The sequence below is a fragment of the Bacillus sp. SN1 genome, assembly GCF_002796895.1.
Taxonomy (GTDB): Bacteria; Bacillota; Bacilli; order Bacillales; family Bacillaceae; genus Bacillus; species Bacillus inaquosorum.
Window position 1 is genome coordinate 1,512,876 of the sequence record NZ_PHIE01000001.1, and the last position, 13,925, is coordinate 1,526,800.

Genomic DNA, 13,925 nt, shown 5'->3' on the forward strand with positions numbered 1-13,925 from the left:
ATTGGAGTGTTACGTGAAAAAGGAAGAAGGGTTTTACATTGAAGAAAGACGAAAATCTCCTCAAAGATCTATGGTTTATCGCAATCAGTGCAGCCGGGGGGTTTATTCTTTCATTAACCGGAATGTCGATTGGATGGATGATCGGAACGCTGATTGTCGCCTGCTGCCTCGCCATGATACGTCCGGCATGGCTCATGATGGCGCCAGACCAAAAAGGAATTAACCGCCGATGGCTCGCCCTCGGACAGATGATCCTCGGCATCGAATTGGGCCAAAAGCTGAACTTATCCGTCCTCTCTGTTCTCAAAGACCATTGGTTTTCAGTCGGCGTTATGCTGATATTGTCTATACTGCTGGCCATGCTGTCAGGATATGTGCTTTGGCGTTTCAGCAAAACGGATATGATGACAAGCTTTGTCGGCACGGCTCCCGGCGGGCTGTCCGCCATGCCGAGCATCGCGCAGGAGGTCGGCGCTAATACCGCCATTGTCAGCCTCGTTCAAATGATGCGGGTGCTGCTCGTGGTGCTTTCCATTCCGTTTTTGGTCATCCTGATCTATACAAAACAAGATCGTTCCGCAAGTGCTGCAGCAGAAACGCTTTCCACAGCAACGACAGATTTTAGGCTCGCTCCCGTTTTGTGGACCGCCATTCTTATTCTCGCTGCCTGGGGAGCTTGCAAAGCTGCGAAATTTTTAAAGTTCCCGGCTCCATGGCTGCTCGGCAGTATGCTCGGTGTGGCACTTGTCCACGTTGGCGGAGCTGCGGTGACGGGACACGACATGATGGCTTGGTGGCCGTCACAAGCTAACCATGTATCGCAAGTATTTCTCGGGGCAACGATCGGCTCTAAGATGTATAAAAGCATGTTTTCCGGCGTGACTCGCGTGATCATCGTCGGGTTTGTCTCATCCGTCGGTTTAATCGCAGCTATGTTTTTGAGCGCCATGATCGTTTCCAAGCTGACAGGCATCTCGCTCATCACTTCTGTTCTGGCATTTGCCCCCGGCGGCATTGCAGAAATGGCGACGACATCTGTTACCTTGCATGCCGATTCCACCTTTGTCGTCGCGGTTCAGGTCATACGCGTCATCCTTGTCATTGCCCTATTGCCGCCGTTTTATCGCCTGCTTCATCATCTTCATGGTGAAAAAAAAGGCAAAGAAAGCTCGATCAGCGGCAGCAATGCCTAATTGGAAAAACAATCCTCCCATGGTACACTTACAGCAGAAGGGGAAGGAGTGACTCTTTTGCTGCGCGACAATCCCGAGAAAACAATGCACTTATATTATGGAATATGCTTAGGAATCTGGCTGATTTATAATGTGGTGACATCCGGCTCCCCCGGACTGCCGCTTACGATTTTAGCCGGAGGAAATCTGATTTACCTTACCATCCTGAAAAAGAAAGAAGAAACGTGAAAACACGCACCTCAGTGCGTGTTTTTTATTTAAAAACGTTGTGAAGACCATCTTCCATCTCTTCTGACGAGGGATACCATTTTGTCACCAGATCCCGAAACAGCCGTTCCGCAAAAAGAATCTCTTCCTCTGTATACCGGTCAAAAAATGACAGAAAACGCTGTTCGACCTTCTGATGATAATATTTATGCAAATTGTGAAGTTTTTTCCCAGCCGGCGTCAGTCGGAAGTAGACCTCCTTTTTGTTATCGCTGAGCTGAGTTCTATGAAGGAAACCTGCGCCGAGCAATTTTGTGCTGATGCGCGATACAGTCGCTTTTGTCGTATTCATTTTTTCTGCTATAGACGTGACATTGATTGGTTCATTGTCCCCGACACAGGATAGAACATGAATTTCTGTCATCGACAATTGAGATTTACTCCCGTGCTCGGCACCAAGCTTCTTCAATTCGTCAGCCAAAAAGGCTTTAATGAGCCCCTCCCATTTCTCCTGCTGATGAATGAGCTCCGCATACAATTCAAAAAGATTGCGTTTCGTATGATCTGTGTTCATCGGGTTTTCCATCCTTTTTCATTCGATTGTTTCTTCTATCATACCGTTTTGTTACAGATGAAACAATCGAATTGCCTTACACCCGGCTGGTGACGGAAAGCCAGCGGCTAATCCCTTTTTGAATCAACTCGGCACAATCAGGCGCTGATGCACCCACGGCCCAGGCAACATGTCCGTCAGGGCGAATTAATATTGTATGCACGTCCCGTAACTCTTCATTCGGTTCTGCAAGCGAGGCGGTTACCGTACACAAGCCTTTCAATCGGCTATGCTCATCAGCTTCTTGCATCAATGACAGCAAAACGAATGTCCCATTTTGGAGACAGCTGTACAGCCGTTCCGAGCTGCCGTCGGAACGAATCAGCTCCATATCAGGGAGCCTTGACCCGTTCAAGCGATGCGGCGGCATGTCTGGATCAACTTCATACCTGACATCGAGCGCAGAAATTTGCCCCGCTACATATCGATTCACTTCAGGATAGGCAAGCAGCTCCGACATCATACTCCGCAAATGGAGGCCTGCTTGAGTGAAATCAATCAGTTTTGTCTGCGCCTCCGTGTTCCTCAGGAGCCCTTCTGCAGCCGGGTGCCGCTCCTCATGATAGCTGTCTAAAAGCCATGAAGGCGCAGCGCCCTTGACGGCCGCCGCCAGCTTCCATCCAAGATTCATCGCATCCTGAAGGCCGACATTCAGCCCTTGGCCGCCCGCTGGAAAATGAATATGCGCCGCATCCCCTGCAAGGAAGATTCTGCCGTCGCGGTACCGCTTCGCTTGGCGTGCGGCGTTCCCGAACCGTGACATCCAGGAAGGCTCGGTTAAACCGAAGTCAGTCCCGCAAATTCGTATGAGATCAGTTTTTAGCTCCTCCTCAGTGACAGGCACATCTTTCGGCGTCTGCGTGCGATAAGGGCTGATCACGACGACACGGTATCGGCCCGGAGAAAGCGGAACGATCATGACACCCCCCTCTTTTGTGCAAAGGGACAGCATGCCTGACGGCGGCGGAGAAAGGAGCGCCACATCTCCAAGCGCTGCTGTAATGGTGCTGTCTGTACCCGGAAACTCAATTCGAGCCTGTTTCCGGACAGTACTTCCTGCTCCATCGGCACCAATGGCAAACATACTTGTGATTGTCCGCAGACTGCCGTCCCGATCCTTGAAAATGATTTGCGCCTCTGCTTCGTTTTGCGTAACTGCCAGCACCTCTGCCCCGCGAAATACCTCTGCCCCCAAGCTTCGTGCATGTTCCTCAAGCAGCTGCTCTGTTTTGGCCTGCGGAAGCAAAAGCGTGTAAGGACAGCCCGTATCCAAGCCTGAAAAATCAAGACGGGTATCCAGCATCGAAAAGTGTCCGGAAGGTATCTTGGTTCCCATGGATACGAAACGTTCCAGCAGCCCTCTCATCTCAAGAAGCTCCAGCGTGCGGGGATGCAGCGTCAGCGCCTTAGAATGCGGAACAGGCTTTTCAAGCCGCTCAATCACACATGTTTTCACCCCAGCCATCGCAAGCTCGGAAGCCAGCATAAATCCGACCGGCCCTCCCCCTATAATCACTGCTTCAACATTCATCTAAATCACTCCTTTTGTTTCATATAAAACTAATGAAAATCACTAAGAATAAAAGAAAAACCAAAAATCGAATATTTTTTGTTACGTACGTAACAATTTTGATTATAACTCCTTACAATTTTTTCTTCAACACATTTTTCCAAACCAGCACAAAAAAAGACGCCGATTCAATTGGCGTCTTTTTGTTCAGCATCGGAAATCACACCGACGATATTTTTTTCTCTAATTGGACCAAAGTGCCGGCTGTCGAAGCTGTATATGCGATTATCTCCAACGACAAAATATTGACCCTTCGGCACCTTGCTTGTTCCTGTCACATCTTTCAACGTAAAATCACCTGTTACATGGCTTCCGGCAGAAACAGATTTCAATTGCTTCAAAAATGGTTCAGCAACCTGCTTTCCGTTCACATACAGCTGATCATCTTTATATTTGATCGATTCACCGGGCAAGCCGATTACCCGCTTAATCAGCACTTTTTGATCGGGGCCTTTAAAAAGGACAATATCAAAACGATGGATGGTTTTAAATCGATGCGAAAATTTATTGACCAACAGTTCGTTCCCTTCCTGAAAGGTCGGGTTCATGCTGACGCCTTCCACTTTATAATCAATAAAGACGGCATTTTTAACCTGAATGGCGAGAACGACGGACACTACACTGGCAAGAAACCAAAACCGTTTTTTCATGTTACTGTCTCCCTCCATCATGATCACGCTGACTAGCTCTCACATGCAGGTACCGCTCCACCTTTTTGCCGACATACCATAAGACAGCGATCACCAATACGGCGATGACCGTTCGAATCGGCTGTGTGATCAGCGCGTGCAGATCATATCCGATGAAGCTGATCATAAAAATCATGACAAGCTTTCCCGAGGCAGCCGCCAAAATAAACGGCCGCGTTCCGATCCTTGACAAACCGGCAACAACATTCACCGCGGCTGACGGTGTAAACGGAAAACAAAGCAGAAGAAACACAGGGCCGAAGCCGTGCCGTTCCACCCATAACATCAGCTTTCTGACCGACGGATGACTGCGGATAAATCCAAGCAATCTTCTCTGTCCGTATTGACGGACAATCAAAAATACGAGAATAGATCCAGCAGTTGATCCCGCCCAAGACAGGATGAATCCTTCCCACAGGCCAAACGAGTTCGTATTCGCCACCACAAACACGATCAGCGGCAAAAACGGAAGAAATGCTTCAACTAAAGGCAGCAGCACAGCTATGAGCGGACCGAAAGCCCTATAGCTTTGAAATAATTCAGTTAAATGTTCTTGTGTAAAATAGGATAAAAAATGCTCCAACATTTATACTCCTTACCGGGTTTGTCTATCCTTATTCTACACATTATCAGCAAAAAACTAAAAAGTTTTGGCGATTTTTTCTGTCTTGAAACATTTCACCAGCCGATATAGAATACATATAGAACAAATGTTCCTGTTAGAAAGAAGGAGTCAGCAATGCCGAAATTGCAGGAGGAAATATACGAATTAATTGAACGGGCTCTCTTTTTGCCCATGGCGATTACAATTTTTAATCGTGATCTCGCCGGAATTGAGCAAAGCACATTAAAATTGAAGCATCCTTATAAACAGCTTATCAGCGAATCATTAAAAATAGCACAAAAGGATTTGATTGAAGTCAGAAAAGAGCTGAGGAAAAGAAAAATTGCGATCCACGAGGCGGAACGCGATGAGGCCTTTACGCTTTATGTATTTGTGATCGATGGTTATGAAGAAAAGCACCGCTATTTTAATCCTCGAATCCGGGAGCAGGTCAGCGAATTATTAACGTTCTATTTGTTTGCCCCTGACAGGCTCTGAGTCTTTTGAATCATTCTGCTCTCTTCCGAGACTGCCCACTCCCCTCTTCGGGCGATTCCAACAATAAATATCAGATAATTCACACTATACAAACAAAATAAATTTATTTATAATTCGAACCACAGCCTTTTCACACCAAAAAATGACATGTGCTGCCATATCTGCGACATCATTTTCAGTGCGCTGCACAACCCCACCCTAAATCGAAGGAGGATTTTATGAAACTGATTCACGTTCTCGCCGCTTTGCCCTTTATCGGAATTTTACTCGGCATCCCTTTTGCAAATAAAGTGACTCCCTATGTGTTCGGCATGCCGTTTATTCTTGCTTATATCGTGCTGTGGGCTCTTTTAACCTCTGCGTTGATGGCGCTTGTGTATGTCCTCGACAACGAAAATAAAAAGGAGGGAGCAGAATGAACGCAGCTCTCATGATCATTTTTGGCGTCCTGCTCTTGAGCATTTTTCTCGGTATACGCGCCCAAAAAGGAAAAGACATGAACCTTGAGCAGTGGACGGTCGGAGGCCGCGGCTTCGGAACCGTGTTCGTCTTCTTATTGATGGCAGGCGAAATTTATACCACCTTTACGTTTCTCGGCGGAAGCGGCTGGGCCTACGGGAAAGGCGGACCGGCCTTTTACATCATCGCGTACGGCTGTCTGGCCTATATCCTTTCTTATTGGCTACTTCCGGCAGTTTGGACGTACGCGAAACATCATAAGCTGATGTCGCAGTCTGATTTTTTCACCAAAAAATATAACAGTCCGCTGCTTGGCGTGCTCGTTTCACTGGTGGGCATCGCAGCGCTCATTCCGTATCTTGTGCTGCAGCTGAAAGGCCTCGGGCTGATTGTATCGGAAACATCGTACGGCAAAATTTCTCCGGCCGCCGCCATCTGGATCGGCGCCATTTCCATCACGGTTTACGTTATGGTATCCGGCATTCACGGGTCTGCCTGGATATCGGTTGTGAAAGACATCATGATTTTGGTTGTCGTTCTGTTTTTAGGTGTGTATTTGCCGATTCATTACTACGGCGGATTTCAAGACATGTTTCAGCAGATTGAAACGGCAAAGCCGGGCTTTATTACGCTTCCCGATACGGGACAAAGTGCGGCATGGTTCAGTTCAACCGTGCTCTTGACAGCGCTTGGTTTTTACATGTGGCCTCATACGTTTTCCGCTTCGTATTCAGCCGAAAACCCAAAAGTCTTTCGCAAAAACGCCATTATCATGCCTTTATACCAGCTGGTCCTGCTCTTCGTCCTTTTCGTCGGCTTTGCGGCTATCCTGCAAGTTCCAGGTTTGAAAGGCGCAGATGGGGATCTTTCACTTTTGAGACTGTCACTACAAACATTTGACCCTTGGTTTGTCGGGATCGTCGGCGCTGCCGGACTGCTGACGGCGCTTGTGCCGGGATCTATGATCTTAATGTCAGCCTCCACGCTGTTTGCAAAAAATGTGTACAAAGTGTTCGCTCCCCGCACAACAGATCAGCAAGTATCGGCGCTTGCTAAGTTTTTAGTGCCGGTGGTCGCGCTGATTTCGGTGTACTTTACCTTTAAAGGCGGGAATACCATCGTTACGCTGCTATTGATGGGCTACAGCCTGGTTACACAATTATTCCCGGCCCTTCTGTTCAGCCTGTTCAAGCATAATATAGTGACGAAGCAGGGAGCATTCGCCGGCATTATTACAGGTGTCGGAGCCGTTTCTTATATTACATTGACAGAAACAACAATCGGCACTTTATTTCCGGCGCTGCCGCAAGCCGCAAAAGATTTAAATGTAGGCATAGTCGCCTTGCTTTTGAACATCACGGTCATGATGGCAATAAGCCTTATGACAAGAAAAGCAAAAAGCGCTGCGGCCGATCAGGCGGCATAAGCATAAAAAAAGCAATCTGGACATCAGATTGCTTTTTCTTGTTTAGCGTTCACAGGCGATATAATCTTTATCGCGGTCTTTCTTTTTATTGGCATCATAAAGAGCCTTGGAGACGTAAGGCTTGTACTTCGTTTTTCCGCCTTTGTTTTTCACCTTCGACGTGCGGGCCACCCCGCCTTTGTATACTTTATTTAACTCCTTGCAGTTCTTATAGACCTTCACCTTTGTTTTGGCTTCCGCCACATGGTCTGCCCCGTATGAAAAACCGAAAACGAGACCGAGTGACAGCAAAACCGCCGCCGCTTTTTTCATGACGATATACTCCCCTCTTATCCAATATTTAGTTGTTTTATAGCTGAATTTTATCATAATTCATACAGTCCTATTTTACAAGATAAATATGGAAGAAGGGCTGGTTTTTCCTTTTCTTTCAGCGTTCAAACTGCCAAAACATGTTTCTCCCCATATGCTCAGGGGTACACATACAAATGTACACCAAACAGAAAAGGAGCGTTGACGATGTCTGATTCAAATCTTAGCAATCCTTTAACAGCATTTTTTCATGATGAATTTCCTGAACAATATCAAGAACCGCCCGGCCTGCAGCAGAATATGAAGCCGGTGCCGGATTGCGGAGAAAAAAGCTACAAAGGATCGGGTAAACTCACCGGCCGAAAAGCGCTTGTCACCGGCGGCGATTCCGGCATCGGCCGCGCTGCCGCGATTGCTTACGCCCGAGAAGGCGCCGATGTAGCCATTAACTACTTGCCTGCGGAACAGCCTGATGCTGAAGAAGTGAAGGAACTGATAGAAGCAGAAGGGCGAAAAGCAGTGCTGATCCCCGGAGACTTGAGCGACGAATCCTTTTGCCAGGAACTAGTCAAACAGGCGCATCAGGAACTCGGCGGACTGGATGTGTTGGCGCTGGTTGCCGGCAAACAGCAAGCGGTCGAAAACATTGAAGATCTGCCTACTGAACAAATCTATAAAACATTTGAAGTGAACGTCTTTTCCCTTTATTGGGTTGTAAAAGCGGCGCTTCCGTTGTTGCCGGAAGGCGCGTCGATTATTACCACCACCTCAGTAGAAGGCTATAATCCAAGCCCGATGCTGTTAGATTACGCAGCAACGAAAAACGCCATTATCGGCTTTACCGTCGGGCTGGGAAAACAGCTGGCTTCCAAAGGCATCAGAGTGAATTCAGTTGCACCTGGGCCAATTTGGACGCCGCTGCAGATTTCCGGCGGACAGCCGACGGAAAACATCCCGAAATTCGGCCAAGGCACGCCGCCATCACCGCTAAACCGCGCTGGACAGCCAGCAGAATTGGCAGATGTTTATGTATTTTTAGCTTCAGAGAATTCAAGCTATGTGACATCCCAGGTATACGGCATCACCGGCGGAATTCCGACGGCCTAAAGCAGGAGAAGGAGCTGCCCTGTTCGGTCAGCTCCTTTCTATTTTCTAATACCGCTCCCCGAGCTCACGCAAAATAAAATCATAAATCATCTTCGTCCGCTCTTCCTTCGGGTACAGCATAAATTCCTGCCTTTTCGGCACGCGGTGTTCGATTCTGTCCTGGAATTTGGTTCTGAGCCATGCTGTCCGGTAAACCTGGTTTTCGAACGAATTGCAGGAGATCGGCAGCTCCATCGTTTTGCCGTTCGAAAACGTCACTTCCGTATCGTCGAATTCAGTCGGTTTGAATTCTTTCACATGCACATGGGAAATCCAGCCGCATTGGGGTCTTGTCGAAGAAAGTGTAGGGAATAAAAAGATTTGGTTCGAAGGGTCCACCATGATCGGCGGTTTGTGTGAAATTTTTGTCACTTCATAAGTTCCCGCTTTTCTTCCCGCATAGCTTGATCCGAAAAACCGGCAGCTTCTGTCGACAATTTGCAGCGGCTTCATGCTGACGTAAAACACGCAGTCTTTTTCAATAATTTTGGAATAGATTTTGCCGTCGATTTCTTCTGGCAGCACGGCAATTGTTGCGCCGTTTACTTCATACGATTCTAAAGGTGCGTCAGTTTTCTGACTCATATTATGGCCTCCATCCTTTTTCTGCAAAATTTATACTAATAATCTATCATCTGTTTTTATAAAACGACAGGTTTTTTTAACAAATAAGCTAAAATCATCTTTTAATGATATTTATTAGCACTAAATAACTAGTAATAAACCGATTTTACCTTCTTATGATCATCCGGTTTACGGCATTTTGCAGGATATGTCGATAGATTGCCAAGTATTAGTTGTCTAAAAATTATAAAAATTTATTGATTTTTTCGACTTATATCCATATACTATAAAAAAGGCATTGGGGGGATTCTTTATGAAAGAGAAAAAATCGTACACTGAGCTCATGAAGTCCCGCAACACGCAAAAAACAAAAGAATTTGATGTCACAATGACGGATGTCTACATTCAAATGGTGCTCGATGAATCCTTGTATAAGCGTCGGCTTGCCATGCTGACGGACCAAATCAACAAAGCCTTGGACGAAAAAGATAAAGATGCGTTTCTTACGCTCTCTAAAGAATATGCAGCGCTCAAGCAGAGCGAATAAGCCAATCCTCAAGGATTGGCTTTTTATTACCCATTTACAATTGTTCCGCCATTAACGTGAATCGTCTGTCCTGTGACATATGTGGAATCGTCACTGGCAAGGTATAAATAGCTTGGCGCCACTTCCACCGGCTGTCCCGGGCGTTCCATCGGCACATCTGACCCAAACACTTCCACATCCTTTGCGGCAAAGCTGGCCGGGATAAGCGGTGTCCAAATGGGGCCCGGCGCTACTGCATTGACCCGTATGCCCTGCTGAACAAGCGACTGGGAAAGTGATCTTGTAAACGTAACGATCGCTCCTTTTGTCGCTGAGTAATCAATCAGCGTTTTATTCCCTTTATAGGCGGTAATTGAAGCGGTATTAATGATAGAGCTTCCCTTTTTTAAATGAGGCAGCACCGCCTTTGTTAAGTAAAACATGGAGAAAATGTTCGTTTGAAAAGTTCTGATCAGCTGGTGGCTTGTGATTTTTTCAATGCCGGGCTGGACATGCTGCTCAGCTGCATTGTTAACCAATATATCAATCGACGGAAATGCTTGGCTTGCCTGCATGACCACATTATTGCAAAACGCTTCATCTCCGACATCTCCTGCAATCAGCAGGCATTTTACCCCTTCCTTTTCTACATACTGCTTTGTTTCCTCGGCGTCCTGATGCTCATTCAAATATACAATGACCACATTAGCCCCTTCTTTTGCGAATAACACCGATACAGCACGTCCGATCCCGCTGTCCCCTCCAGTAATAATAGCGGTTTTGCCCTCTAATTTTTTCGCTTTCTTCGGCTTATCAAAAACCGGACGGGGATCCATGAGATATTCAAAGCCCGGCTGCTGGTTCTGATGCTGAGGCGGCAATGTTTTCTTTTTTTGATTCGCCAATGAAATCACTCCTTTTCAACCCTACTATGTTATGAACAATGCCTGCTTCCTATGTATGAAAAGATAGAATATGGAAAAATTAAGAATAAATCTGATTGGAGGTATAATGGCTTGGCTAATCCATATTTTGCAAAGGAAGCACCCGAAACATACTGGAAAACATCGACTGACCTGCCTTCTTTTCCGGCGCTTCAAGAGGATACTGAATGTGATGTCACCATTATCGGGGGCGGGATTACGGGAATCACAACGGCATATGAACTAACGAAAAGAGGCTTCCGTGTCGTCTTGATTGAAGCAAATCAGGTCCTCAACGGCACCACTGCCCATACAACCGCTAAAATTACGGCACAGCACGACATGATTTACGATGAATTTATCCGCAATTTCGGGTTGAACCACGCGAGGCTTTATTATGAAGCAAATCAAAACGCAGTTGATTACATAAAAGGAATTGTTGATGAACATCAAATTAATTGCGAATGGACCGAACAAGACGCTTATCTCTACACAGCAAATGAAAACGCCGTACAAAAAATCCGCACTGAGCATGAGGCATATACAAAGCTTGGAATTGAAAGAGACCTTATCAAGGATCTTCCGATTCCCTTAGGTTCTAAGCTGGCGCTTGTCATGAAGAATCAAGCCCAATTTCATCCGCTGCAATACTTAAAAGCGCTTCTGGAGCAGATTGTTCAAAAAGGCGGACGGATTTTTGAAGACACAGTTGCGCTTGATATCAAAAAAGGAGAAAGGCCTGAAGTCATTACAAAAACCCGGCACGCCATTAAGAGCCGCTTTATCATATGCTGCTCCCACTTCCCTTTTTATGACGGAGGCGGATTATATGCAACGAGAATGTACGCTGACAGATCCTATGTCCTCGCCATCAAGCCGAAGATCGAATATCCCGAGGGCATGTATTTGAGTATCGATAAGCCGTCAGTGGCGCTCCGCTATACCCTTGTAAACGGAGAAAAACTGATTCTCTTCAGCGGAGAAGGCCATAAAACCGGCCAGGGAAAAGACATGTCGACACATTACGAATCACTGAGAAAAGCTGCAGAAAGCACGATCGGCATCGAAAGCATCCCATATTATTGGTCCACCCAGGATATTGTCACAATCGACAAAATTCCGTTTATTGGGCCTATGTCGGAAAATGAGGACAATATTCTTGTAGCGACCGGGTTCAAAAAATGGGGCATGACGTCATCAGCTGTCGCGGCCACTCTATTGTCAGACCTTGTGGAGAAAAAAGCCAATCCATACGAAAGCATTTTCACGCCGTCCCGTTTCCATCTGAACCCCGGACTGCAGAAAGTGATTTCTTACAATGCCGATGTCGCCAAGCATTTCATTAAAGGCAAGCTTGAAAAGCCTGACGTCCAATTTGAAGAGATCGCGCCGGGTGAAGGAAAAGCCGTCACCATTAACGGCAGACGTGCGGGCGCATTCAGAGATGAAACAGGCTGCCTACATCTCGTCGATACGACGTGCACCCATTTAGGCTGCGAGGTCGAGTGGAACGACGGCGAGCACACATGGGATTGCCCGTGCCACGGATCACGCTTTAAACCTACGGGCGAAGTTGTGGAGGGCCCTGCCATCAAACCATTAAAACAAATAGACCTTGATTAAACCGTTCATTTTAATGAACGGTTTTTATAAATATTTTTCATCTGCATCTTCATTCATGTTCCCCTTGACCGATAAAAAAGAAAAAGGCTTAAAAAGCCAAAAAGTAAAAATTATATTTTTCCCAAGGGGGATCACTGTATTGTTATTTAAAAAAGATAGAAAACAAGAAACAGCTTATTTTTCTGATTCAAACGGACAGCAAAAAAACCGCATTCAGCTCACAAACAAACATGCAGATGTCAAAAAACAGCTCAAAATGGTCAGATTAGGAGATGCTGAGCTTTACGTTTTAGAGCAGCTTCAGCCATTAATTCAAGAAAACATCGTATACATCGTCGATGCGTTTTATAAAAACCTTGACCACGAAAGCTCATTGATGGATATCATTAATGACCACAGCTCAGTTGACCGCTTAAAACAAACGTTAAAACGGCATATTCAGGAAATGTTTGCAGGTGTTATTGATGATGAATTCATTGAAAAGCGAAACAAAATCGCCTCCATTCATTTAAGAATCGGCCTCCTGCCAAAATGGTACATGGGCGCGTTTCAAGAATTACTTCTGTCAATGATTGACATTTACGAGACATCTATTACAGATCACCAAGAACTGCTGAAAGCTATTAAAGCGACAACTAAAATCTTGAACTTAGAACAGCAGCTTGTCCTTGAAGCGTTTCAAAGCGAGTACAACCAAACCCGCGATGAACAAGAGGAAAAGAAAAACCTTCTTCATCAGAAAATTCAAGAAACCTCCGGGTCGATTGCCAATCTGTTTTCAGAAACGAGCAGATCTGTTCAAGAGCTTGTGGACAAATCTGAAGGCATTTCCGAAGCATCCAAAGCCGGCACAGTGACATCCAGTACTGTTGAAGAAAAGTCTATCGGCGGGAAAAAAGAGCTTGAAATCCAGCAAAAACAGATGAACAAAATTGACACAAGCCTTGTCCAAATCGAAAAGGAAATGGTGAAGCTGGATGAAATCGCACAGCAAATTGAAAAAATCTTCGGCATCGTCACAGGCATTGCTGAACAAACAAACCTCCTCTCGCTCAATGCTTCTATTGAATCTGCCCGCGCCGGCGAACACGGAAAAGGCTTCGCCGTAGTGGCAAACGAAGTGCGGAAGCTTTCTGAGGACACGAAAAAAACCGTCTCTACCGTGTCTGAGCTTGTGAACAATACGAATACACAAATCAACATCGTCTCAAAGCATATCAAAGACGTGAATGGGCTAGTCAGCGAGAGCAAAGAAAAAATGACACAAATTAACCGCTTATTCGATGAAATCGTCCACAGCATGAAAATCAGCAAAGAGCAATCAGGCAAAATCGACGTCGATTTGCAGGCCTTTCTTGGAGGGCTTCAGGAAGTCAGCCGCGCCGTTTCTCACGTGGCAGCATCTGTTGATTCGCTTGTCATTCTGACAGAAGAATAAACATCAAAAACCGGCCTGCCATGCAGCCGGTTTTTTCACGTTTAGTATGTTAACTAAAATTAAAATTAAGTTGACATACTAATTGTCTGCATTTATTGTATAACCATATTTTATTACTGTTTGGAGGATTTCAC

At 46.0% G+C, this 13,925-nt stretch carries 16 protein-coding genes and 1 pseudogene; 10 read left to right on the plus strand and 7 right to left on the minus strand.

What is annotated here, in order from left to right:
- The first annotated feature begins 38 nt into the window (after positions 1-38).
- A complete protein-coding gene (locus CVV77_RS07665) occupies positions 39-1,193 on the plus strand; it encodes an AbrB family transcriptional regulator (protein WP_084991845.1) in 1,155 nt (384 codons plus the stop codon).
- Between the two features lie 48 nt (positions 1,194-1,241).
- A complete protein-coding gene (locus tag CVV77_RS22000) occupies positions 1,242-1,421 on the plus strand; it encodes a hypothetical protein (RefSeq protein ID WP_138140499.1) in 180 nt (59 codons plus the stop codon).
- A 25-nt stretch (positions 1,422-1,446) separates the two neighbouring features.
- On the opposite strand, the gene CVV77_RS07670 is transcribed toward CVV77_RS22000, so the two are convergent.
- From CVV77_RS07670 to CVV77_RS07685, 4 genes are all read right to left on the minus strand, one after another.
- Positions 1,447-1,974 carry a MarR family transcriptional regulator gene (locus CVV77_RS07670; protein ID WP_088111190.1) on the minus strand — a complete coding sequence of 176 codons (528 nt, stop codon included), beginning with the start codon at positions 1,972-1,974 and terminating at the stop codon, positions 1,447-1,449.
- A gap of 76 nt (positions 1,975-2,050) precedes the next feature.
- Positions 2,051-3,544, minus strand: a complete 1,494-nt coding sequence (locus tag CVV77_RS07675) for a monooxygenase (RefSeq protein ID WP_100275032.1) — start codon at positions 3,542-3,544, stop codon at positions 2,051-2,053.
- A gap of 167 nt (positions 3,545-3,711) precedes the next feature.
- A complete protein-coding gene (lepB, locus tag CVV77_RS07680; protein WP_019257986.1) occupies positions 3,712-4,233 on the minus strand; it encodes a signal peptidase I in 522 nt (173 codons plus the stop codon).
- A 1-nt stretch (position 4,234) separates the two neighbouring features.
- The gene (locus CVV77_RS07685; protein ID WP_100275033.1) at positions 4,235-4,858 is read right to left on the minus strand and encodes a TVP38/TMEM64 family protein; all 624 of its coding nucleotides are present in this window, start codon (positions 4,856-4,858) and stop codon (positions 4,235-4,237) included.
- 153 nt (positions 4,859-5,011) lie between these two features.
- On the opposite strand from CVV77_RS07685, the gene CVV77_RS07690 reads away from it, so the two are divergent.
- The 3 genes from CVV77_RS07690 to CVV77_RS07700 all read left to right on the plus strand — a co-directional run bounded on the left by CVV77_RS07690 (position 5,012) and on the right by CVV77_RS07700 (position 7,259).
- Positions 5,012-5,374, plus strand: coding sequence for a YhjD family protein (locus CVV77_RS07690; protein ID WP_100275034.1), 363 nt, complete (start codon positions 5,012-5,014; stop codon positions 5,372-5,374).
- A gap of 218 nt (positions 5,375-5,592) precedes the next feature.
- Positions 5,593-5,793, plus strand: a complete 201-nt coding sequence (locus CVV77_RS07695) for a DUF3311 domain-containing protein (protein WP_019257983.1) — start codon at positions 5,593-5,595, stop codon at positions 5,791-5,793.
- Complete coding sequence (locus CVV77_RS07700; RefSeq protein ID WP_100275035.1) at positions 5,790-7,259, plus strand: sodium:solute symporter family protein; 1,470 nt, start codon at positions 5,790-5,792, stop codon at positions 7,257-7,259. The genes CVV77_RS07695 and CVV77_RS07700 overlap by 4 nt, the downstream gene beginning before the upstream one ends.
- Before the next feature lie 42 nt (positions 7,260-7,301).
- On the opposite strand, the gene CVV77_RS07705 is transcribed toward CVV77_RS07700, so the two are convergent.
- On the minus strand, positions 7,302-7,571 hold the full coding sequence (locus CVV77_RS07705) for an excalibur calcium-binding domain-containing protein (RefSeq protein ID WP_019713871.1): 270 nt from the start codon (positions 7,569-7,571) through the stop codon (positions 7,302-7,304).
- A 207-nt stretch (positions 7,572-7,778) separates the two neighbouring features.
- Between CVV77_RS07705 and CVV77_RS07710 the strand changes: the two genes are divergently transcribed.
- A complete protein-coding gene (locus CVV77_RS07710) occupies positions 7,779-8,678 on the plus strand; it encodes an SDR family oxidoreductase (protein WP_100275036.1) in 900 nt (299 codons plus the stop codon).
- Positions 8,679-8,723: 45 nt separating this feature from the next.
- Here the strand turns inward: CVV77_RS07710 and comK are convergent, their stop codons facing one another.
- Complete coding sequence (gene comK, locus CVV77_RS07715) at positions 8,724-9,302, minus strand: competence transcription factor ComK (protein WP_003239439.1); 579 nt, start codon at positions 9,300-9,302, stop codon at positions 8,724-8,726.
- Positions 9,303-9,594: 292 nt separating this feature from the next.
- On the opposite strand from comK, the gene CVV77_RS07720 reads away from it, so the two are divergent.
- The gene (locus tag CVV77_RS07720) at positions 9,595-9,828 is read left to right on the plus strand and encodes an IDEAL domain-containing protein (protein WP_003239440.1); all 234 of its coding nucleotides are present in this window, start codon (positions 9,595-9,597) and stop codon (positions 9,826-9,828) included.
- 26 nt (positions 9,829-9,854) lie between these two features.
- Here CVV77_RS07720 and CVV77_RS07725 read toward each other — a convergent pair whose 3' ends face one another.
- Positions 9,855-10,712: an SDR family oxidoreductase gene (locus CVV77_RS07725; RefSeq protein WP_003239442.1), complete on the minus strand. Its 858-nt coding sequence runs from the start codon at positions 10,710-10,712 to the stop codon at positions 9,855-9,857.
- Between the two features lie 111 nt (positions 10,713-10,823).
- Between CVV77_RS07725 and CVV77_RS07730 the strand changes: the two genes are divergently transcribed.
- The 3 genes and pseudogenes from CVV77_RS07730 (at position 10,824) to CVV77_RS22660 (ending at position 13,791) form a co-directional block, all read left to right on the plus strand.
- Positions 10,824-12,353 (plus strand): FAD-dependent oxidoreductase, encoded by a 1,530-nt coding sequence (locus CVV77_RS07730; protein WP_100275037.1) that lies wholly within the window; start codon positions 10,824-10,826, stop codon positions 12,351-12,353.
- Between the two features lie 55 nt (positions 12,354-12,408).
- Positions 12,409-13,035, plus strand: a pseudogene (locus CVV77_RS22655) (protoglobin domain-containing protein); the annotation flags it as partial.
- A gap of 240 nt (positions 13,036-13,275) precedes the next feature.
- Positions 13,276-13,791 carry a methyl-accepting chemotaxis protein gene (locus tag CVV77_RS22660; protein WP_373695039.1) on the plus strand — a complete coding sequence of 172 codons (516 nt, stop codon included), beginning with the start codon at positions 13,276-13,278 and terminating at the stop codon, positions 13,789-13,791.
- Positions 13,792-13,925 lie beyond the last annotated feature (134 nt).